The organism is Leifsonia soli, from assembly GCF_013408745.1.
Taxonomy (GTDB): domain Bacteria; phylum Actinomycetota; class Actinomycetes; order Actinomycetales; family Microbacteriaceae; genus Leifsonia; species Leifsonia soli.
In genome coordinates this window covers 3,667,161-3,686,850 of the sequence record NZ_JACCBJ010000001.1, presented here as the reverse complement: position 1 = coordinate 3,686,850, position 19,690 = coordinate 3,667,161, and the positions used below count along the sequence as shown (strand labels likewise).

At 62.9% G+C, this 19,690-nt stretch carries 21 protein-coding genes; 9 read left to right on the top strand and 12 right to left on the bottom strand.

Annotation, left to right across the window (positions count from 1 at the left end):
- Nucleotides 1-25 precede the first annotated feature (25 nt).
- Complete coding sequence (locus tag BJ963_RS17895) at nt 26-277, bottom strand: hypothetical protein (RefSeq protein ID WP_179457794.1); 252 nt, start codon at nt 275-277, stop codon at nt 26-28.
- Entirely contained in the window at nt 274-924 is a 651-nt protein-coding gene (locus tag BJ963_RS17890) for an RNA polymerase sigma factor (RefSeq protein WP_179457793.1), read from the bottom strand. The genes BJ963_RS17895 and BJ963_RS17890 overlap by 4 nt, the downstream gene beginning before the upstream one ends.
- Before the next feature lie 370 nt (nt 925-1,294).
- On the opposite strand from BJ963_RS17890, the gene BJ963_RS17885 reads away from it, so the two are divergent.
- On the top strand, nt 1,295-1,741 hold the full coding sequence (locus BJ963_RS17885; RefSeq protein ID WP_179457792.1) for a DUF5709 domain-containing protein: 447 nt from the start codon (nt 1,295-1,297) through the stop codon (nt 1,739-1,741).
- 270 nt (nt 1,742-2,011) lie between these two features.
- Complete coding sequence (locus BJ963_RS17880) at nt 2,012-2,425, top strand: molybdenum cofactor biosynthesis protein MoaE (RefSeq protein ID WP_179457791.1); 414 nt, start codon at nt 2,012-2,014, stop codon at nt 2,423-2,425.
- Between the two features lie 395 nt (nt 2,426-2,820).
- On the opposite strand, the gene BJ963_RS17875 is transcribed toward BJ963_RS17880, so the two are convergent.
- Both BJ963_RS17875 and moaA read right to left on the bottom strand, forming a co-directional pair.
- Entirely contained in the window at nt 2,821-3,066 is a 246-nt protein-coding gene (locus BJ963_RS17875; RefSeq protein ID WP_179457790.1) for a MoaD/ThiS family protein, read from the bottom strand.
- On the bottom strand, nt 3,059-4,090 hold the full coding sequence (gene moaA, locus BJ963_RS17870; RefSeq protein WP_179457789.1) for a GTP 3',8-cyclase MoaA: 1,032 nt from the start codon (nt 4,088-4,090) through the stop codon (nt 3,059-3,061). Before moaA ends, BJ963_RS17875 begins: the two co-directional genes overlap by 8 nt.
- Before the next feature lie 398 nt (nt 4,091-4,488).
- Here moaA and BJ963_RS17865 point away from each other — a divergent pair, with 398 nt between their 5' ends.
- Nucleotides 4,489-5,133 carry a sigma-70 family RNA polymerase sigma factor gene (locus BJ963_RS17865; RefSeq protein WP_179458209.1) on the top strand — a complete coding sequence of 215 codons (645 nt, stop codon included), beginning with the start codon at nt 4,489-4,491 and terminating at the stop codon, nt 5,131-5,133.
- A gap of 515 nt (nt 5,134-5,648) precedes the next feature.
- On the opposite strand, the gene BJ963_RS17860 is transcribed toward BJ963_RS17865, so the two are convergent.
- The 5 genes from BJ963_RS17860 to BJ963_RS17840 form a co-directional block, all read right to left on the bottom strand.
- On the bottom strand, nt 5,649-6,314 hold the full coding sequence (locus tag BJ963_RS17860; protein ID WP_179457788.1) for a GTP cyclohydrolase II: 666 nt from the start codon (nt 6,312-6,314) through the stop codon (nt 5,649-5,651).
- Nucleotides 6,315-6,583: 269 nt separating this feature from the next.
- Entirely contained in the window at nt 6,584-6,949 is a 366-nt protein-coding gene (locus tag BJ963_RS17855) for an MmcQ/YjbR family DNA-binding protein (RefSeq protein WP_343037317.1), read from the bottom strand.
- Nucleotides 6,950-7,021: 72 nt separating this feature from the next.
- On the bottom strand, nt 7,022-7,669 hold the full coding sequence (locus tag BJ963_RS17850) for a nitroreductase family protein (RefSeq protein ID WP_179457787.1): 648 nt from the start codon (nt 7,667-7,669) through the stop codon (nt 7,022-7,024).
- 59 nt (nt 7,670-7,728) lie between these two features.
- Complete coding sequence (locus BJ963_RS17845; protein WP_179457786.1) at nt 7,729-8,553, bottom strand: isocitrate lyase/phosphoenolpyruvate mutase family protein; 825 nt, start codon at nt 8,551-8,553, stop codon at nt 7,729-7,731.
- Between the two features lies 1 nt (nt 8,554).
- Nucleotides 8,555-9,097 (bottom strand): carboxymuconolactone decarboxylase family protein, encoded by a 543-nt coding sequence (locus BJ963_RS17840; protein ID WP_179457785.1) that lies wholly within the window; start codon nt 9,095-9,097, stop codon nt 8,555-8,557.
- Nucleotides 9,098-9,201: 104 nt separating this feature from the next.
- On the opposite strand from BJ963_RS17840, the gene BJ963_RS17835 reads away from it, so the two are divergent.
- Nucleotides 9,202-9,864 (top strand): TetR/AcrR family transcriptional regulator, encoded by a 663-nt coding sequence (locus tag BJ963_RS17835; protein ID WP_179457784.1) that lies wholly within the window; start codon nt 9,202-9,204, stop codon nt 9,862-9,864.
- 123 nt (nt 9,865-9,987) lie between these two features.
- A complete protein-coding gene (locus tag BJ963_RS17830) occupies nt 9,988-10,287 on the top strand; it encodes a hypothetical protein (RefSeq protein ID WP_179457783.1) in 300 nt (99 codons plus the stop codon).
- Between the two features lie 246 nt (nt 10,288-10,533).
- Here the strand turns inward: BJ963_RS17830 and BJ963_RS17825 are convergent, their stop codons facing one another.
- From BJ963_RS17825 to BJ963_RS17815, 3 genes are all read right to left on the bottom strand, one after another.
- Entirely contained in the window at nt 10,534-11,082 is a 549-nt protein-coding gene (locus tag BJ963_RS17825) for a hypothetical protein (protein WP_218857122.1), read from the bottom strand.
- Nucleotides 11,082-11,831 (bottom strand): Rv1352/Rv1906c domain-containing protein, encoded by a 750-nt coding sequence (locus BJ963_RS17820; RefSeq protein WP_179457781.1) that lies wholly within the window; start codon nt 11,829-11,831, stop codon nt 11,082-11,084. The genes BJ963_RS17825 and BJ963_RS17820 overlap by 1 nt, the downstream gene beginning before the upstream one ends.
- Before the next feature lie 63 nt (nt 11,832-11,894).
- A complete protein-coding gene (locus BJ963_RS17815) occupies nt 11,895-12,473 on the bottom strand; it encodes an MmpS family transport accessory protein (RefSeq protein WP_179457780.1) in 579 nt (192 codons plus the stop codon).
- A gap of 819 nt (nt 12,474-13,292) precedes the next feature.
- Here BJ963_RS17815 and BJ963_RS17810 point away from each other — a divergent pair.
- The 4 genes from BJ963_RS17810 to BJ963_RS17795 are packed head-to-tail and all read left to right on the top strand — an operon-like array spanning nt 13,293 to nt 19,075.
- On the top strand, nt 13,293-14,051 hold the full coding sequence (locus tag BJ963_RS17810) for a TnsA-like heteromeric transposase endonuclease subunit (protein WP_179457779.1): 759 nt from the start codon (nt 13,293-13,295) through the stop codon (nt 14,049-14,051).
- Nucleotides 14,051-16,078, top strand: coding sequence for a Mu transposase C-terminal domain-containing protein (locus tag BJ963_RS17805; RefSeq protein WP_179457778.1), 2,028 nt, complete (start codon nt 14,051-14,053; stop codon nt 16,076-16,078). The genes BJ963_RS17810 and BJ963_RS17805 overlap by 1 nt, the downstream gene beginning before the upstream one ends.
- Nucleotides 16,075-17,118, top strand: a complete 1,044-nt coding sequence (locus BJ963_RS17800; protein WP_179457777.1) for a TniB family NTP-binding protein — start codon at nt 16,075-16,077, stop codon at nt 17,116-17,118. Before BJ963_RS17805 ends, BJ963_RS17800 begins: the two co-directional genes overlap by 4 nt.
- Entirely contained in the window at nt 17,108-19,075 is a 1,968-nt protein-coding gene (locus BJ963_RS17795) for a zinc-ribbon domain-containing protein (RefSeq protein ID WP_179457776.1), read from the top strand. The genes BJ963_RS17800 and BJ963_RS17795 overlap by 11 nt, the downstream gene beginning before the upstream one ends.
- Nucleotides 19,076-19,690: the final 615 nt, after the last annotated feature.

Sequence of the window (19,690 nt, the reverse complement as noted above, 5' to 3'; positions counted from 1 at the left end):
CGGAGGTGGCACTCGGCAGCCCTGGTCAGCCCTCCACGCTGGGCGGCCGGAGTTGAAAGTCCTTGTCGGAAGCGATCTCCAGTAGACCGGCAACATCGTCGGCACAGCCGCGGCATGCGGCTAAATGGGCTGCTACTCCCGGGTAGCGATCTTCAGGATTCACACCAGCGGCGCGCAAATCCACATAAATGTGCATAACAGCCATGACCTCGTCGCAACCGACGTCCTCTGGGTCGGCGGCTAGGAACCGATCGATCCACTCCGAAGCGTTGCTCACGCTGTCTCTACCCCTACCTGTTCCCGACCGCTTCGGGCTACCCCCGCGTCTTGCTCTAGATAACCATTAGTTGTCAGGTAGGCACGTATTTTACGACGAGCATCGAAAACGGTCTTATAGAGCGCGCCAGGCGTAGACCCCAATTTCGCCGCCATCGCGTCGATCGAGATGCCGTTCACCACAATGGAAACGAACAAGGTACGTTGATGCTCCGTGAGCGTCTCGACTGCGCGCTGCACCGCGGCAATCAGGTCCCGATGTTGAGCCGCTGCCAGTGGGTCGGCGCCATACTTTGCGGGCAGACGATCCCAGTCGTCGGCATCGAGAGGCACGGTCGGACGGCGCCAGTAGTGACGCCCTAACTTGCTCGAAACCTCCAACACGACAAAGCGGTATGCCCAAGTGGTGAAGCGGCTCTCGCCTCGGAAAGTCTCCAGCTTCCCGAGCAAGGAGAGCATCGCGTCATCAGCGGCTTGGTGCGCGATGTCATCCAGCTCTGGGCCGCTGATGCGAGCTGCAGGACCGCGACGGTATGCCTCTTTCATCGCGACCTTAAGCAACATTTCGTGGAGCCGCGCCTGAGCGGTGTTACATTCAGCGCCTCGGGCAGTCAGCGCGGTCAGCCATGACGTTGATTCACTATCCATGTCCGTCCGACCTCGATTCAATCAACGGAACTATTGCGTCCAGATTAGGCCAGTCTTCGCATTCGTGACAACGAAGCTAGGCTAGTGAAAACAGAGCACACGAGGGTACGACCGCCAACCACTCGAAGCTATAACAAGACGATTGCGTCTCTAATTTCGCTGGGCCATTGACGTCCGCCTGTCACCGGCCTAGTCCCCGTCCTCCGTTGACTGCGGACCTCGTGCGCAGAAAATTGGGTAGAAAATTCGTCGCGTGAATGACGTTCGGGCTGCGACCCGCACTCGACCGCACCGAGTTACGAATCGCGCGTAAGAGGCACCTTCGACTACGTCGCTAAAGCAGGTGATCCGGATAGAGAGGTAGAACAGGATGTCAGACGCCGGCACCGAATACGACGACTTGAGCGACGGCCTCGAGCTCCTTCCCACCGACGAAAGCCTCGACGGTGACGAGCTCGGCGACGATGTGGACGAACTCTCCTATTCACCGCTCGACTATCGCCCTGCTGATCTGGCGTGGGGCTACACCCCGCGGGAGGCGCACACTCACGAACCACTCTCCGCTCGGTTGGCACGGGAAGTACCAGAAGTGTCAGACGACGATTACGGAGACGGTCTGGGCGACACCTCGGACACCGACGGTGAGCTCCTCGACGACCAGGTCGGGACGCTACGGGCGGGGCGAATCGTCTTCGCCGAACCCGACAGCGTCGAGCCCGAGTCGGAGTTCTGGGCTCTCGACGTCGGTATCGACGGGGGCGAGTCGTCCGCCGAGGAAGCCGCCGTGCACATCGTCGAACAAGACGATCTGTACTGACTCGACGGAAGCGAAGGCGCCAAGGAATGACAACGGCGCCGCAACTGATGAGCGAGTGCGTGCGCGTTCAACATACGTTCGTCGAACGCACTGCTGCCCGCTCGCTCCGCCTGCACGGCGCCGGCGTTCTCGCCGGGCCCGTACCCGCGTCGTCGTGACCTCCTCACGAGTAGCGACCAGAGCTCATGGACCACGGCACCGATACGAACACCGTCAGGAACAGCTTCTCCACCTAATATGCCAAACAAGCTCCACAGAGGCGATAAAGCAATGAAGGATATCCTCGCCGCAGTCACCGGCGAACCGCTGAAACCCGCGACCGTCGACGAGTTCGTTTGGAGCGCCGAGGCAGGTGCGGTCGTGTCATTTCACGGGATCGTGCGTGACCACGACGGCGGCCGCAGCGTCCTCTCGCTCGACTACCGCGCACATCCCCAAGCCGAGACGTTCCTGCGACAGTGCTGCGAAGAAATCGCCGAGGCCACTGGCCTGCAGGTAGCGGCACAACACCGGGTGGGGTCGCTAGCTATCGGAGACCTGGCCTTGATCGCGGCCGTCGCGGCCCCGCATCGCCCCGAGGCGTTCGCAGCCTGCGCAAACCTTGTCGAGATCATCAAGAGGCGGGTCCCGATTTGGAAGCGTCAACACTACGCCGCCGGCGCAACGGAGTGGGTAGGACTCTAACTTCACGTCATCGTGCACGCCGGCTTCCTGCAATCTGAACGCGCTGGCGCGGCGCAGCGGACGGGGCGGTGACGGCGGAGCGCTCGCGGCGCTGCCGGCTCCACAGGAACGGTTGCAGTTAGCCCCTGCAGTGCGCGAGCACCAAATCGGCAGACGTCAGGACATCGCTGGAACCGAACCCCTACCGCTCTTCACCCTTGGTTGGACCAATGTCCCCACCTGATGGCAGGCGCATCAACCGCGCGCTCTGACGGGTTTGGAGATCTAGGGACAGCAGGTTCCGCCTAATACGTCGGCATGCGCAGGGAGCAAGCCACCGCTGCAGCACCTCACTCGCGCCGCCCGCTATGCCCGCGGCAAGCGTGGCCTACGTCGCTTGACGGCGAGTCACGCGTTCAGCCACCGGCGAAGGGCGGCAGGACGTCGACGGTGGCCGTCAGGGCACGGGAGGGGTCGCGGGAGACGACGCCGCCGACGAGGAACGAGCCCGACCGCACCACGCGCTCCATCGGCTCCCCGTAGCGGGCGACGAGCACGGCCTGCAGGCCGCCGACCGTCGGGTCGGCCACTTCGATCCGCTCCTCCGGCCTCCCGGCCGCCTCCTCCGCGGCCGCGAAGTACCGCACCACGACCTCAGCCACCGATCGCCCCCATGCTCCGCACCGGCGGGGCGAACCCGGCCGCGTCCATCCCGTGCCCGGCCTGCTTGCCCCACATCGCCGCCTGCCACCATCGCGCGATCTCGGCGTCGTCCGCCCCGCCGCGCAGCAGTCCGCGCAGATCGGTCTCGTCGTCGCCGAACAGGCACGAGCGCACCGTGCCCTCCGCGGTGATCCTGGTGCGGTCGCAGGCCGCGCAGAACGAGCGCGTGACCGACGCGATGATGCCGACCGTCGCCGGGGCGCCGCCCACCGTCCAGCCCTCCACGCGCCACTCCTCGACCGGCGCGTGCGGATCGTCGCGGCCCGCCTCGACGAGGGTGAACCGCTCCCCCAGCACCGCGAGCAGCTCCTCGGCCGAAACCATGTTCTCGCGCAGCCACGAGCGGTCTGCGTCGAGCGGCATCTGCTCGATGAACCGGAGCCGGCAGCCGTTCTCCAGCGCCCACGCGAGCAGGTCCGGGGCGTCGCGCAGCGTGTCCCGCATCATCACCGCGTTCAGCTTCAGCGGGGTCATCTCGGCCTCGTGCGCGGCCCGGATGCCCGCGAGCACGGCCGGGAGCCGGTCGCGGCGGGTCAGCCGGGCGAAGTGCTCGCGGTCGACGGTGTCGAGCGACACGTTCACACGGGTGAGGCCGGCCTCCACGAGCGAGTGGATGCGGTGGTCCAGCCCGATGCCGTTGGTCGTGATCGAGAGGTCGATGCCGGGCGCGGCCTCCGCGGAGCGTCCGATGATCTCCGCCAGGTCGGCGCGCATCAGCGGTTCGCCCCCGGTGAACCGGACCTCGCGCACGCCCAGGTCGCGCACCCCGATCCGCACCAGCCGCGCGATCTCCGTCGCGGTCAGCAGGTCGTCGCGCGGGATCGCCGGCAGCCCCTCCGCGGGCATGCAGTAGGTGCAGCGCAGCGAGCACTTCTCGGTCACCGAGACCCGCAGGTCGCGCGCGACGCGCCCGAACCGGTCGATCAGCCGCACATTATCGGGGCGGTCAGAGATGTCGGGCATCCCGCCCTGAGGGGAGGACACTTCCGAGGAGGGGTACTGTTTCAAAGCGGTCACGGCACGACTCCAGACCTGCTGGTCTCATGTCGTGAAAATCCATTCTTGATTTTGCGGTAGTTCGGCATGCGCTCCTCTTCACCGCACGCATGATCAGGCCATGCGATTGACGAACAATTGTTGGCTGACAGGCGAACCCCTGCTCTTACTGGTTTAGTTTCGGAACGATGCCACACCCGCTCGTCGCATCGCCTTGAGCGGGCGACCAATGGAGGGGGCTGATCCGACGTTAGGCGGGGTGCTCAGCCCTTCGTACGAGATCCCAGAAATTTGTCATTGCGCTCCGTTGACTCCCGCGCTCTAATGTGGACGAGATAGTTCCGAATTTGAACGGAGTCCACGTGATGGACAAAGACTCATCCGCGTGGCTGGACGCGCTGACAACCCAAGGCCCTCCCCGCCAGGCGGCAGAGGAGAAACTGCACCAAATCCTGCTCCGAGTCGCACGCAGGGAGGCATTTCGGCGCGGGGACTCAACACTTATAAGCGGTCCGGGATTGGACGACCTAGCCAACCAAGCCGCAGACGATGCGATGGTCACTCTAATGGGGAAACTTCACACATTCAGAGGCGAGTGCCGTTTCACCACTTGGGCATACAGCTTCGCTGTGCTCGAGATCGCGGGCACATTAGCGCGGGAAACCTGGCGCAGCAGGAGCGGAGGTACCGACGCTCCCGACTGGGATGGACTACCGGCAAGGTACGGCGCAGCTGATCCTGCCGGCCATCGTGACCTCATTTCGGGTGTTCAACAAGCTGTGGCGACCCTCGACCCTCAACAACAACAGCTCTTCGTGGCGATCGAGGTCAACGGCGTCTCAGTGGACGTTATGTCGCAGCAATTTGGGTCGACACCCGGCGCGATTTATAAGACGGTCTTCGACGCGCGCAAGAAGATCCGAGCGTATCTGACGGCTAACGGCTACCTCCAAGGAGAGTCTCGCTCAGGCCAGGCCTCGCCGGGGCGACTAGGAGTTGGTTTAGCTTGAGCACGCCGGGTTGGATCGAGCGACTCTTGGCCGCAGACCCAAGAGACGTGGGCTGTGATAGCGCGGTTGCTGCTCTTCACGTCTATGTGGACATGCAGGCAAACGGTGCGGGCCCGGAGGAGGAATACCCTGGCATCGCGGCGCACATCGACGCGTGCGACGCGTGCGCCCAAGTCTTCGCTGGTCTCTCAGCTGCGGTATCAGACCCTGACATAGCGGCCAGCGAGCCATGTGGCTCTGCTTGCGACAAGTAGTCCACCGCGCTAGCGAGCCGCCCGCGGGCGCTAGATGTTGGCGACGCGGCGATACGCCTGCTGCTCTCGCTGACACATTTTAGGGATAACCACATGCGGCAATGGATTCGCGAGGCGACGGCGGGCAGGCTGGTCCAGGCCGACCAGCCCGTCGTGGTTTCGCCGCAGCGCATTTTTTGGACCTCAACGCGGCGCGAACAAATAGCTCGCGCCGCGTTTCGGGAAGACGCCGGCAAACGAGGCGTCAGCGAGCCCCAACAGTCAGGATGCGGCCAAGAGCGGGGGTAGTTCGATCGTGTGAGCGGTGTGGTCACGCTTGGCTTGAAGGTATCGAAGGTTGTAGGCAGTCGCGTAAACCCCTGTGGGAATCTGCTCCGTCACCTCTACACCAAGCTCCGCCAACCGAAGGGTCTTGTCGGGATTGTTGGTCAGAAGCCGTACCCGATCGGCGCCAAAGGCGTGCAACATTTGAGCCGCAGCAGAATAGTCGCGTTCATCTTCCTTACGGCCGAGAGCGGTGTTCGCCGCATACGTATCCAGCCCTTGATCCTGCAATGCGTAGGCGTCGAGCTTCTCGTACAGCCCGATGCCGCGGCCCTCCTGCCGAAGATAAAGAAGGAAACCGCCAGCTGCAGCGATCCGCTCGACTGCCTCCCGAAGCTGTGGCCCGCAATCGCAGCGCTGGGAGCCGAAAACATCCCCGGTTAGGCACTCGCTGTGTAGCCGAACCAACGGCTCCGAATCGCTGTTCTCCCAGTCCCCTAACCCGAGCATCAGGTGCTCGCGACCGTCGACGAGACCGTTGAACGTGAATACATCTGCAGGGGTGCGATAGCCGTCACCGAAGGCCAGAGGAATCCGCACTCGAGTGCGAATCGTTGCCGGCTCGGCTGAGGACGCTTTCGTCGCAAGAAGATCGTGAACCATCAATAAAACTCCGTTCTGTACCTAATGGGTAACTTGAGACGGCGACAGGCATTCCGAAACAGGACTATTTCGTACTTTCTGCGGCGGTAGCTTCCGCCGTCCAGAGAAGCCACACCGCGAGCCGGACGGGATTCGATCCGATTGGAGAGCAAAATGGCCTACATCCACGCGTGGCACCGACAAGAGTTTTGACGATCCCAAGCAGCGCAATATAGGTGGTGTGAAGACCGGGTCTCGGCTGGTTGCCGTTCGGGGTCGGTTTGGGGCGATTACGCTTGCGCCGGCCTGTGTCTTTTAGGGAGGCTGTCGACGACAAGACGGTAAGAGTCTGCGACGAGGTCACCGACGAACTCGGCACCAAGGGTTCCGCCTGGGTGCATGGTGATCCAGTGGGCCTTATTCATGTGGTAGCCAGGGGTGATGTCCGAGTGCGCTTCACGTAGTGCGAGTGCATCCGCCGGATCCGATTTCAGGATGACGACGGGTTCGCCTGGCATGGAAGTCTGAAGCATGAAGACCTTGCCGGACACCTTCCATACTGCCCAGTCGCCCGTGTTTTGCCTTGTGTGCTCGGCGCCGGGTAGCGCCGAGGCTCGGGCGGCCGCCCACTCCTGCACACTGGTGCTCTCAACCACTTCTTCTCCTTGGCTTGGCGAGCGTCGTGCGCGGCCGGCGCGTGTGCACGCGCCGGCCGCCGTTTAGTCAGATCACATGAAGGTGAAGAGCTTGTCCCGGTCAAGGCGAGAGATCGGAGTCGCGTACGCCTTCGCGGGGTCCGGATAGCCGAGGGCGAGCAGGACGGTGGTGGTGTATCCGGTGCCTTCAAGGCCGAACGCCTTGTCGACGGTGGCCCGGTCGAAGCCTTCGAGCGGGGTCGCGTCGATGCCGAGTTCAGCGGCTGCCATCATCGTCATGCCGAGGGCCATGTACGTCTGCTTCTCCATCCAGTGGTTCAAATCGTCATACGACGACTCGCGGATGTTGAGGAAGTCGCGCGTCATCGACTCCCACAGGTCGTGAGTCGCTTCCTTCGCGAAGCGTCCGTCGGCGCGCTCCTTGGTGAAGACGGCGTCGAGGTGCTCGTCCGGGATGTCGGTGCGAGTGGTGAGCACCACGACGTGCGATGCGTTCATCACCTTCTCCGCGTTGTCCTGGAATCGCTCACTCAGGTTGTCGGCAAGCTTGCGCTTCCCGCTCTCAGTGGACAGCACGTAGAAGTGGTTCGGCTGGATGTTCACAGATGAGGGGGTGGAGCGGAGGAAACTGAGCAGCTGCTCGAGAGTCTTCTCAGGGATGGTCTTGCTGCCATCGAAGTAGCGGGTCAGGTGCTTGCTCATCAGCTTTTCGAGGTCCATCAGGTGTGTCTGCTTTCAGTTTCTGGTCGATTTTTGGGTTTTTGCGGCGCAGCCGAGCCTCAGCGCTCCTCGCGATGAAGGAGGGAGTCGACGCGGCTAAAGTCCATCCCGTTAGTCGCAGATTTCAGGTCACCCTTTACCAGTGATCTCACCGCTTGTTCGGCGGCACCCATCGCGTGTACATAGAGAGCCGGCCCGAGACTGATGCGCTTCACTCCGAGGTCGAGCAGCTCCTCCACGGACAGGACGTTGTCAGCAGGCGAGATCAAAACGTTGACTGGTGTCGGCGAGACGGCACTGACGATGGTCCTGAGCGCGTCGGCGTCGGGCGGGTATGGCGCGTAGACCACGTCGGCCCCGACCTCCGCGAAGGCGGTGAGCCGCCGAATGGTGTCGTCGAGGTCGGGGCGACCCTGCAGGTAGTTGTCGGTGCGCCCGGTGACCACGATCCTCCTCTGCGACGCGACAACGGCCGCACGCACCCGAGCTACCGCATCGTCGAAGTCACGGATGGGGTTATCGGGGTCGCCCGAGGTGTCCTCCACCCCGATTCCGGCCAGCCCGTGCTCGATTGCACCCTTGACGGTGCCCGCGACATCGTCGAGGGTTGCCCCGTACCCGTCTTCGAAGTCACCGTTGATGGGGAGACCCGTAAGACGCGCAAGCAGGCTTGCGTGGGCGAGGTGCTCCTCGCGGGTGACCTGATGTCTTCCGTCAGCACGGCCGAAGGACGCGGCGAGTGCGAACGAGGATGTGGCGATCGCCTCGAATCCGGCGTCAGCGAGGAGCTGAGCGGAAAGACCATCCCATGCGTTCGGCATGACGAAGCCCCGGTCCCGTTGATGCAGGGCGAGGAACTTCTCATACAGCTCAGAGCCTGCCACCTCACGCCGCCTTCGGGCTGGGAGCGGGAACGTCGACGACCGTCTTGTTGACGTTGTTGAGGTAGTTGGTGAGGAGGAACACCACCGTGACGGTCACGATGGCAAGGATCTCCGAGTCCGTGTAGCCGGCGCCTCGGATGGCCGCGAGGTCGGCGTCACCAACCTGTCCGCGGGTTTCGGCGACGCGCTGCACGAAACGAGCCACGGCCGCCCGGCGCGGGTCGGTCGAACTTCCGTTGAGCGCGAGCTCAATGTCGTCAGACGACATCCCGCCGAGCTCAGACGAAACGAAAGTGTGCAGCGCCTGGCAGTAGTCACACCCGTTCGTACGGGAGATCGCCAACGCGATCGTGTGCCGCGTCTTCGCGTCGAGGAGTTTGGCGATGCTGCGCTGCAGCGTCGCGACGATCTCCAGCACCGCCGGGTTGGCCGCGAGCGTGTTGAACATTCCCGGCGCGAACCCGAAGTGCTTCTGAATCGCGTCGAGGATGCCCTTGGCTCCATCGGGTATTGCCTCGGGCTCAGGTGCGGTCAGTCGTGACATGGAAGGTGCTCCTTGTGTCTCATTCCTGGACTATTTCGTCCACTTTGAGAGTGTGGCTCACACGGAATGGGTTGTCAAGCCCATTTTTTGGTAGGGTGACAGACATGATGAGCAAGCCGGACTCGCGGAAGACACCGAAGCTCACCACGAAGGGCAAGGCGACGCGGTTACGGATACTCCGCCATGCCGCAGACCTGATCTACGCACACGGGGTTCAAGCGACGAGCAACGAGGCAATCCGCAGCGCAGCCGGCGTCAGCGGCTCGCAGCTTGCCCATTACTTCCCCACCAAGGAGGAGGTCGTCCTTGGGGTCGTCGATTGGCAAGCGGACGACGTCCTTGCGTTTCATCGCAGTGAACAATTCGGCGGTTTCGACACCATCCAGGCATTTCAGGACTGGGCCGACTTCTACGTCCTCACCGGACGCCCGTTCCAAAACGGCTGTAGTCTCGGGTCCCTTGCTGGCGAACTGGTCAAAGGAGACCTCGAAGTTCATGACGCCCTCGCCGATGCATTTGCGCAATGGCGCAGCATCTTCACCGAAGGTATTGAACGGATGCGGGAGCTCGGGCGAATCAACTCGTCGGCCGACCCGGTTCGTCTCGCCAACACGTTCCTCGCCGCGTATCAGGGCGGAATTCTGCTCGCTCAGATCGCCCAAGACATCGCGCCCTTGCGGGACGCGCTCTACAGCGCAGTAGACCAGTTGCGGACGTACCAAGTCGAACCAGACACCCTAGTTACATCGCCAGTAACGCCGAATTGACAGGCGGAAGCCCGTCCCGCCGCCGGACGAACGCGCATGCGCGCGGTGTGGACCCGCCCTCGACGGTAGTGGATACTGGACGAAATAGACCGTTCGCACGAACGGCATAACCCGGGAGAACCCATGCCGGAATCAATTTTTGATACAGAAGACGCCACTCTCAAGTTCAAGGAACGCGAGTGGCAGATCACGCGGACAGCAACGTACGAATGGTCGATCTCAAGTGAGGATGGAGACAGCGTCGGAGTCATCCGATGCGTGACTCCGCTAGGCAACGACGGTAACTCCGTGTTCGACCTTGAGCTGCCTGGCAAACCTGAAAGCAAAGAGACCGAGGGCACCGACTGGCTGTCCATGATCGAGTACGCCGCTAACGAGTACCTCGACACGAATGAACCCAACTCCGCTGGCTACCGCGAATAACCGCGACAGCAGAAGCCGTCCCGGCCAGGCTCAATTTCCGAACGAGCTTCATTCGAGCTCATGCTGGGTCACCTTCGGCAACCATGAGTTGGACTGCACGAGCGGCAACGCGAGACTTGGGCGCCTCTCGTGACTTCACGGGTGCGCGCTGCGTAGCCGTAGCTCCGTCCGAACGACTGCGACCTGCCGCGAGCAGTCCCTGGCCGCGATTCCTCCTCGATGGCGCGTCAGGTCAACCCGGTCATTTCAGCAGCCCTGGTAAGGATCCGCCGGCAATCCCAATCGAGATCGTATGCGTTGGCTGGCGGCTGACGCAGGGTCGGTCGCGGGAAATTGGTTCTGAAACGCCTGCTCGAGTGTGGACGAGCTGGCTATGCCACCGAGGATCGACGCTTGTGCGAAATCCGAGTCCCTCACAATGGCGATGTCGTCCTTCACCGCTGCAGGCCACCGCCCCTCATCGAGGGTCTTCGCAGTGGCGGCGACTGCGTCCCGTGTCGTCGCCGCGGTCTGCTTTATCGTCGCAAGATCCGGATTCGGATTTGCCCAAGCATCGTTGAAGACCTTGCTAGGGACGTTCGCGGCACAGGCGGACGAGAGATATAGCGCGGCCGCCTCTTTGTCGGTCATAACCGTCGGTGTCGGACTCGGAGTGGTCGTCCCGTCGTCGCTCGCAGCAGCCGAGGAGCCATTGACGCTGTTCTTTGGCTCGCTGCCCCCAGGGGCGCACCCGCTAACCGTGAAGATCAGCGCCAGCGCGAGCACGGCCGCTTGAGAGAACCGTAGCGAGGTCATCAGCCGACCTTCGTCCATGTGCCGCAACGGCTCGTCTCGAAGATGTCGCCCGGCTTCAGAGTGACCGTGGCGGGACCAGAGACGATGTTGTTCTCGACGATGTCAGCGTCCGAACCCGTGCCGGTCATCCAGGCGTAGTAGCAGTTGCTACTGCTGCTGATTGAATACACACCAGGGGTGACGTTGGTGCCGACAACGTGGACGCCGTCGCCGAACTGCGTTGACTGCACCTGCTGCGTGCGCTGATCCAACGCCGCCTGATCAGCTTTCAGTTTCGCTTCACCAGCGACCAGTGCCGCTTCGCGGTCCTTGATGTCCGCGACGCGCTGGTTCGCCGCGTCGAGGTTGTTCTGCGAGATCCCGAGCTCCGACTTTGTGTCGGACAGCTGCTGGCTGAGCTTGTGCTTCATCGACTGGTATTCCGCGGTCGTCGAAACGGCGGGACGGCTGAGGTTACCGATAGCGGCCCCGCCGGCGAGACCGATGATGAGGATGGCTGCGGCAGCGATGACTGCAGTCTTGAGCGTGACTGTGCGACCCCAGATCTGCCGCTTCTCCCCACCGCTCGCCGGTGAGACGCCGTCGCTCACCGCTTCGCCCTCCCCCGATCCTGACGCTTCGGATTCAGCCGCCGGCGGTTCCGCGTTCTGTTCAACCGGGATATGGGAAGTTGTGTTGGCAGAGGTTTCCTCTACTTCCGGTTCCGGTTCCGAGGGGACGTTGGCGTCGTCGCTAGGCGTGTTGCTCATTGCGGGTCTCCTGGTGTGTGCTGTGGCCCCTGCTAGTCGGTTTCCGAAACCACAGCAGTCGGTTTACTTACCGTCGGTGCCAGTGGAGTTGCAGGTCACCGTTGCGTACGCACCAGAAGCCTGCTGCTCGGAAACGACTTTGCCGCCGACCGTGATTTTGCAGGCGACATCGCCGCCGTCCTGGCCGTTGGAACCGGTAAGGGTGAAGCTGCTGTAGTCGAACACGCCGCCCTTCTTGACGGTTACCGACTTAGTCCACGGGAGCGCCTGATTAGATGCCTGCTCAAGCTTCGACTGCCCGTCGTTGAACGTGGAGTACGTGACGGTCGCGTCAGCGCTCGTTCCGGTGACGTCGTAAACGACCTCGACCGGCTGCGCGGCGGCGGCTTCCTGCTTGTCCATCTCATTCTTGACAGCGGCGGCGAAGCTTGCCGTGTAAGCGACAGCGAGGATGATCGACAGCAGGATGGAGACTGCCGAAATGACGGTCCCTGCGATGGCGGTACCCTTGCGCTTCTTCTTCTGTAGCAGTCCTATGACGCCCAAGACGAGACCGATGAGGCCGAGAAACCAGGCGACATAGTTCAGGAACGGGATGAGCGCGCCGATAAACGCGACAATTCCGATGATCAGGCCGGCCACGCCCAGTCCGTTCCCGGACCGCGGCGCTTCGGGAACGGGCGCGGACTGCTGTACGGGCGATGTCGGAGGGAGAGAGCTCATGTGTTTCCTTCTGTGTGATTGCGTTGCTCAGCGAAGGCACTGCCAGCGCATAGCTTTCTCAGACTGCCAGGCGGATCACGAGACGCGCTTACCCCAAAAGGGGGCGTGCGGTTCGTTTTTCAAATGCAAGCTCGACTCATGGTCCCTAATCGGTTGATTAGCGGGGCGTGACGGCCTGCCGAGGCAGCTGGCAGCCGGTCCAAGAGTCAATACCTCGTGGACTGTTTCAGCAGACCGCCATTCAGATGACACCCAAACCTGGCGCGCTTTTCGACACCGCCTCACCACAACGGACAGGACTGATCGCTGGACGGCGGCGCAGCACCGAGCCTGAGCGCCGCCCGTCGGTTCACCGCGCAAAGCGTACGGGCACATCCCGACGTCCGGCCGTCGGCACGGTTGAGCCTGTCCTTTCAGTCGCAATGATGCAATGTCGCTCCGGAGCCGAATCAATCTGAGGTGTGAGCCGCCGATTTCTTCCAGGCGGTTAAGCCGAGCATTGGCCCACTCAACGCGCGACGGATCGCGCCAGCACCCCCTTGGCGGAAGCTGGCGATTAGTTCTCTCATCGGGTCTTTTCATACACCGTCTGATGGTGATAAGAACAGACACCTCCGGAACTTCAGCGCAGATTTCCGCATGTCCCGGTGCTTCGATTCACCGCAAACACCAACTACAACCCAGCCACCCGAAAGCCACACGCATAGCTCCTACTGCAACCACGCGAAGGAGAACGAAATGCCAGGTAGAGACAACAAGGCCTATAAAGCCATCAAGCCCGTCGAGGGGAAGTCACGGAACCTCGTCCTGTGGCTCGACCGAACCGGACAGAAGCACACCGAGTTCGCCGGGCCTGCCCTCATCCATGAACCGCTGCACCTGACGCAGCGGGCGCGGGAGCCCAAGCAATACCACGGGCAGCGGCACCGGCCCGGCAAGTACTGGTTCTCACAACTGGACCGACACGTCTGGCATGAGTCGCTGTTCGAGAAGTGGGCGCTGACGTTTCTCGACTTCCTCAGCCCCGTCGCCGCCGTCACCCCGCAACCGTGCCTGATGCAGTTCGGTGACGGCACCTACCACTACCCCGACTACTTCGTCGTACACGCCGACGGCACGCGGGCCATCCTCGATGTCCACTTCGAAGGCCTCATCAACGACCGGATTCGCCGGCAGTTCGCCAACACGCAGGAGCTGTGCGACTCGGTCGGATGGAAATACGAAACCTTCACCGGCGTCGAACCAGCCCTCCTCAAGAACGTCCTCCTGCTGAGCCTGTACCGGCACCCGCGCTGGGCGCCACCAGATGAGGCACACGACGAACTACTGAAAACCGTCCCCGGCCTCACCCTCGGTGAAGCCATCGAGCACTACGCCCCCGACATCGCCCCCGTTGTCACCACGTCCCAGCTGTACAGCCTGCTGTGGACCGGCCACCTGACAGCCGTCCTCACCCGCCCGTTCAACCATTCAACCGTTCTCCGAAAGGGAATCTGATGCGCTACCTCGACCCCAACTCCACCCTCCGCCTCACCGAAGGCGACTACACCATCTGCGAAATCGCCGGCCGCATGTACACGCTCCGAAACATCAACACCGGCGAATACCGCAACGTCAGCATGGACTGGATTGTCCCCCGCCTCACCGAACCGCCGAAGCGAATCGAAGCCGACCCGCGCCAGCTCGACAACATCTCCGACGATGACCGGCCGGAGCTGATGTTCTGGGCCGGCCACCTCAACGAGATGGAAACCGGACGCAAGAACCCCTCTGACACGGAGGCGCCCGTCAACCCCGACTACGACCCGGCAACGGTGAAACTCGAGGACCGAGTCTCGAAGAAGTCCGCAGAGCTCACCAAGCTCGGCCGCACGGTGTCCGTTTCAACGCTCTACCGGAAGCGGAAGAAGTACAAGGACGGTGGGCTGGCAGCGCTCATCGACAACCGCACCATCCGCACTGAAGGGCCGTTGGACAGAGCAGACGAGCGCTGGCTCACCTGCCTGAAAGAAGTCATCACTGCTCAGACCAACGAGTCCACACGCACCGCCAATGCGCTGCTCGCCATTGCCCGGAAACGTCTGAAAGACCAGTACCCGGGCGAGGTCATCCCGACAGGGTCACGAGCCACCCAGTACCGCCAGTTCAACTACCTCGCCTCCGGCAAGTACACCACCGGGACAGCGAAGCAGCGTCGCGAGCGTGCTGTCACGCCGAAGCGCCCGTTCGGCGACAGCCGTAAATACGCTCCCGGCGAGCTCGTCGAAATCGACAGCACTACCCTCGACTGCCCCGTCATCGACAGCGAAGGGCACATCACCCGCCCCATCCTCACCCAGATGGTCGACGTCTGCACCGGCACCATCATCGCCCACTCCTTCCGGCTGGAAGCCGCGAAAGCGGTCGACCACGCCTTCCTGCTCGCCCAGGCGATGACACCGCGGGCAATGCGGCCCGGCGCAAACACGGCATGGCGAACCCTGCAGAAACGGTTCCCGTGGGTGGACCTGGTGTCCGAGGAAGAGCGAACTGAACTCGACCAGCACCGCCCGTTCATCGTCCCATCGGCCATCACCGTCGACCACGGCACGGATTACACCGGTACGACCTTCGAAGCCGCATGCCGGAAGTGGGGCGTCGATTTGCTCTACGCCGCGCCGGCGCAGGGCACCGACAAGCCCCACGTCGAGCGGGCGTTCCGCACCGTCAAAGACGGGTTCGTGCAGTACCTGGCGATGTTCACCGGCGGCTCACCCGCGAATCGCGGCCGAACCGAAGGCGAGTACGAAGCACTCGACCTTGTCTCACTCGACCTGCTCTACGACGAGTGGGTGACCCGGGTCTACCAGAACCGGCCGAGCGACTCACTCATCGACCCCTTCCACCCCGGCATCTCCCTCTCCCCCAACGAGATGTACGCCGCCTGCTTCAACGTCAAAGGGAAGCCGCCGGTAGCAATCGAAGCAGTCGACTACATCGAGCTGCTGCCGACCGAGTTCCGAGTCATCACCGCCAACGGCATCCAGTACAACAACCGGTTCTACGACTCGCTCGGCCTCCACAAGCTCCGCATTGCACCGAAGCGGGTCGACGAGAATGGCCGCCCCGACAACAAAGTCGAGTTCCGCGCGAACCCGTACGACCCGCGCGCCATCTGGGTTAAGGGACCGGACGGCGAATGGATTGAAGCCGCCTGGCGGCACCAGGGGGTCATCAACGAGCCGCACTCCACCGCCGTCGCCGCCGAAGCCCGCCGCATCATCCGCGCCTCGGACACCCGTCGAGACGACCACCACTTCGAGGACCTCACTCTCGAGATTCTCAGCCAGACCAGCGACACCGTCATCGCCCAGTCGAAGGCACGCGCGCGAGCCGCTGAGGCGCTGAAGCAGGCTGAAATCGCCGGGACGCCATTTCAGGCCCCAACAACCGTTGCCATCCCGGTGCCGCCGAAGGCCGACGTGGTCGCACCCGACGACCTCAACTACGACGAAGTCGACTACTTCGAAGGAATGGACCTGTGAGCGCACTGTTCAGGGACGACATCGACATCCCCCACATCACCCTGTTGGAGGGCCTCCAGCATTCCCTCACCACCAAAATCGAACGCCCAGAACGGCTGACCGCCGCCGCATACGGCGCGCTCACGCCGCCCAAACGGAAACGGTACGACGAGGACCGAGCGAAGTACGTCACCGGTGGAATCCGCGTCAAGACCCCGCTCGGTGAAGAGACGTTGATGCTCTACCGCCAGATTCGCCGCGGGAACCTCTACGCCCCCAACCGGACAGGGCTCATCATCGACGGCGCCGGCCACATGGGCAAGACCACCCTCTGCCAGTACCTGATGCAGTGGACGTACGACAAGTACATGGAGGAGCACCCGTACGGGGTCCGCGACGGTGACGTCCCCGTCGTGTACATCGAAGCCCGGCCCCGCTCCAGCGGGCGTGCGCTCCTGACCGCGTTCGCTGAGTTCTTCGGCCTGGTCATCCCCACCGCATACAAGACCGACCACATTCTGACGACCGTGGTGCAAGTCATGCAGAAGAAGCGCACTCAGCTGGTCGTCATCGACGAGTTCCAGAACATCGCCGCCAGAAACCCCGGCAACGGCGAAACGGTCGACTACATCAAGGAGCTCACCAACGCGGTCAAGGCGACGTTCGTCATCTCGGGCATCCACGTCCTCAGCAGCGACATCCTCGCCGGGGTCCGCGGCAACCAGCTCGCCAGCAGGTTCATCCAGCAAGAGCTGCGCCCGTACTCGATAGCCAACGACGAGCTAAAACTGCGCTGGTCTCAGCTCCTCATCAATTACGAGCGTGAGCTCCTCCTCCTCGCGCAGAAACCGAAGAGCATCCTCGCCCACGCCAACGAGCTCCATGAGGCCACCCACGGCTCCATCGGAGCGCTCGCCAAGCTGCTCACCAGAACCACCGTCGACCTCATCTTCGACGCCGACGCGGACATGGAGCACTTCGACGCCAGCAGCTTCAGCAGCCAGCGCCGCGACATCACTTCCGAATCCGTCATCTACGAAGGAGGCAACATTGCTGCCTGACAGCCCCAACTCCATCAACCGCCCGCTGCCGTTCACACCCCGGTTGCGACACCACGAAACGTTCGACAGCTACTCTGCCCGCTACCTTGCCGCGAACTTCCTCGATGCCGCCCACCAGCGGCAGATGATGCGGTGGGCGCGACCGGCGTACCCGGACCTCAAACCGCACGCGCTGTGGCGACGGATTGTCTGCGAGAAGACACGAATCGACGAAGCACTCTTCCAATACAACCCCCGTGAACTGCAGCACCCTGATGGGACCAGCTGCGCCGGGTGCCGGGTCGGCACCGGCGACCAGTGGATGTGCCGGCTCTGCTCCGCCGGAGAAACCGTCGAGCTTCAACCGCACCTCGACAACCTCGTCTGCACCCGACACCGAATCTGGGTCGGCTCCGGTGCAACACCGGAAATACAGCACGTGGTCGGCGACGACTTCGTCGCCGCGGAACGCATCTTCCAGAAGCTGCGCCGCAAAGGCGTCGTCGACGCCACCACCCTGTGGGAGCTCGTTCATGTCGTGGACCCGTCCCTTGCCGACGAGGCCGAGCACCACCTCATGCCGGCGAAACCGTTCCCGGATGCGATGCGAATCTGGGGGCTCATCGCATCCACCAGCTTCGCCATCAGGTTCTTTAACCCGTGCCAGACGTACCAGTCTGCGCACGAGTATCTCGCGCAGCAGCTCGAGCGTGTCGGCCTGGGCGACGTCGAGCTGGTCAACCGTGTCTGGCACTACCTCCGCCCCACAGCCCTTGCGGTCCGGGAGTGGGTCCTCGGCGCCGGCCAGTTGCAGACGTACTGGCAGCACGACTTCCACCTCGACCCGGCCGTTGTCCATCACTGGAAGTCCCCTGCCCGACCGTTGGAGCCGTTCAGCCGGTACCTCGCCGCGAGCGGCGTCACCGAAATCACAAACGACAACTGGCGCGAGGTCCTCACCCACCGCAGTGCAGGCCATAGCGAGTTGTTCATGCTCGGAGGACGTAAGCAGGGCACGCCCGGAATCTGCGTCAACGGTCACCGGACAAGCGTTCTTGCGGTCGCTCGTCTGAGTGCCCGCAGCTCGTACCGTTGCGCGTACTGCGACGGTCGCCGCGTCGTTCCCGGCGAGAACGACATCACCATGACGCATCCCCTCCGGGCGACGTACTTCGATGCGGAAGCGAACCCTGGGACGGCGGTCACTGACCTCACGTCCACTCTGAAGACCCGCATGGGGTGGAAGTGCCCCTTAGGCCACAAGTACGTGCGGAGCGTAACCGTGCAATGCCGAGCGGTGGAACCCTGTGTCGTCTGCGACGACCGTGTCCTCGCGCCCGAACGCAACTCGATAGCTGCACTGGTGCCTCAGGTGATCGCCGAATGGGACCACGAAAGGAATGAGCTGTCGCCGTGGGAAATGCGGGCCAACGACAGCAGGGCCAAGGCGTGGTTCATCTGCCAGGAGTGCGGACACCGCTATGAGACTTTCTTGCGGCGGAGACTGGCCGGCTCCGGCTGCCTGATGTGTGCGCGGGAGGACTTCTACCGCTTCAAGACGGCACCCGACATCAAGCTCATCGACGTCCGACCGGACCTCGGAACCGAGTGGGACCCGGAACTCAACGACGGCCTCCAGTTCAAAGACCTGCTCCGCTCTCACAGAATCAAGAGGCGTTGGCGATGCCCGAACGGACACATCACTGTGAAAACCCCCGCCGCGCGAGAGAACAACGGCTGCGGCGCATGCTGGAACGCCGGTATCGACTATTTCGGTCGGTACCCGGTCATCATGAGCGAGTACGACATCGAGGCCAACGGCGCAGGCAGGGTCCCTCGCTCAGCCGTGTGGTGGACGTGCAAAGCAGCGGGACACCAGACGCAGCGAAGCGTCCACGGTAGACGCCAAAGCCGCGGGTGCGTTCTCTGCCCCAAAGAAAAGCGAATCGCAGCGGGCCTCGGGGACGGAACATTCTGACGATGGCGCCTTGGTTCGGGTCCATCGCACCCGAGCCAAGGCGTTACCCGGCGAGACTGGCAGCCGCCTTAGCTGTTTCCTTGAACCGGTCCCCCCGGATCGCCTCGACCGGAGTCTCGTAGGAAAGCGCCGGGTTCGCTGCGATGAACCACAGACGCGCGGCCTCCGCCCCGATCGCCGTCCGCAACAGAGTCCACTGCTCGTAAGCGAACAGCAACCGACGCGCTGACGTATCCCTGGGCGTTGGACCCCCAGTTTGCGCCCAACGGAACGGAGTCTTGGAATCCTTGGCCCCTGCCAAGTCTGCAACCGTGGAGGCGCCCAGCGCGTCATTCAAGGATCCGACGACGGCGCTCATGCCGAGGTGGAGACTGCTCGTCTTAGTGTGCGGAGGGTTGCTTGTCATCGTTTGCTCCAAAGGCTGGTCGACTTTTCGGTCGACTGCCTATGCGCGGCACCTAAGCCGTACGACATGGCGCGTCGTGAACGTCGGACGCTCATGTCATCCTGACGTTTCCAGGAGGTGTGAAGTGGTTCCGGTGTTTGCAGCTGTGGCACTTGTAGCGGTGGCGGCTGTCACAGCACGGTTCATGTGGTCGCGATTCCCCGTCGTTC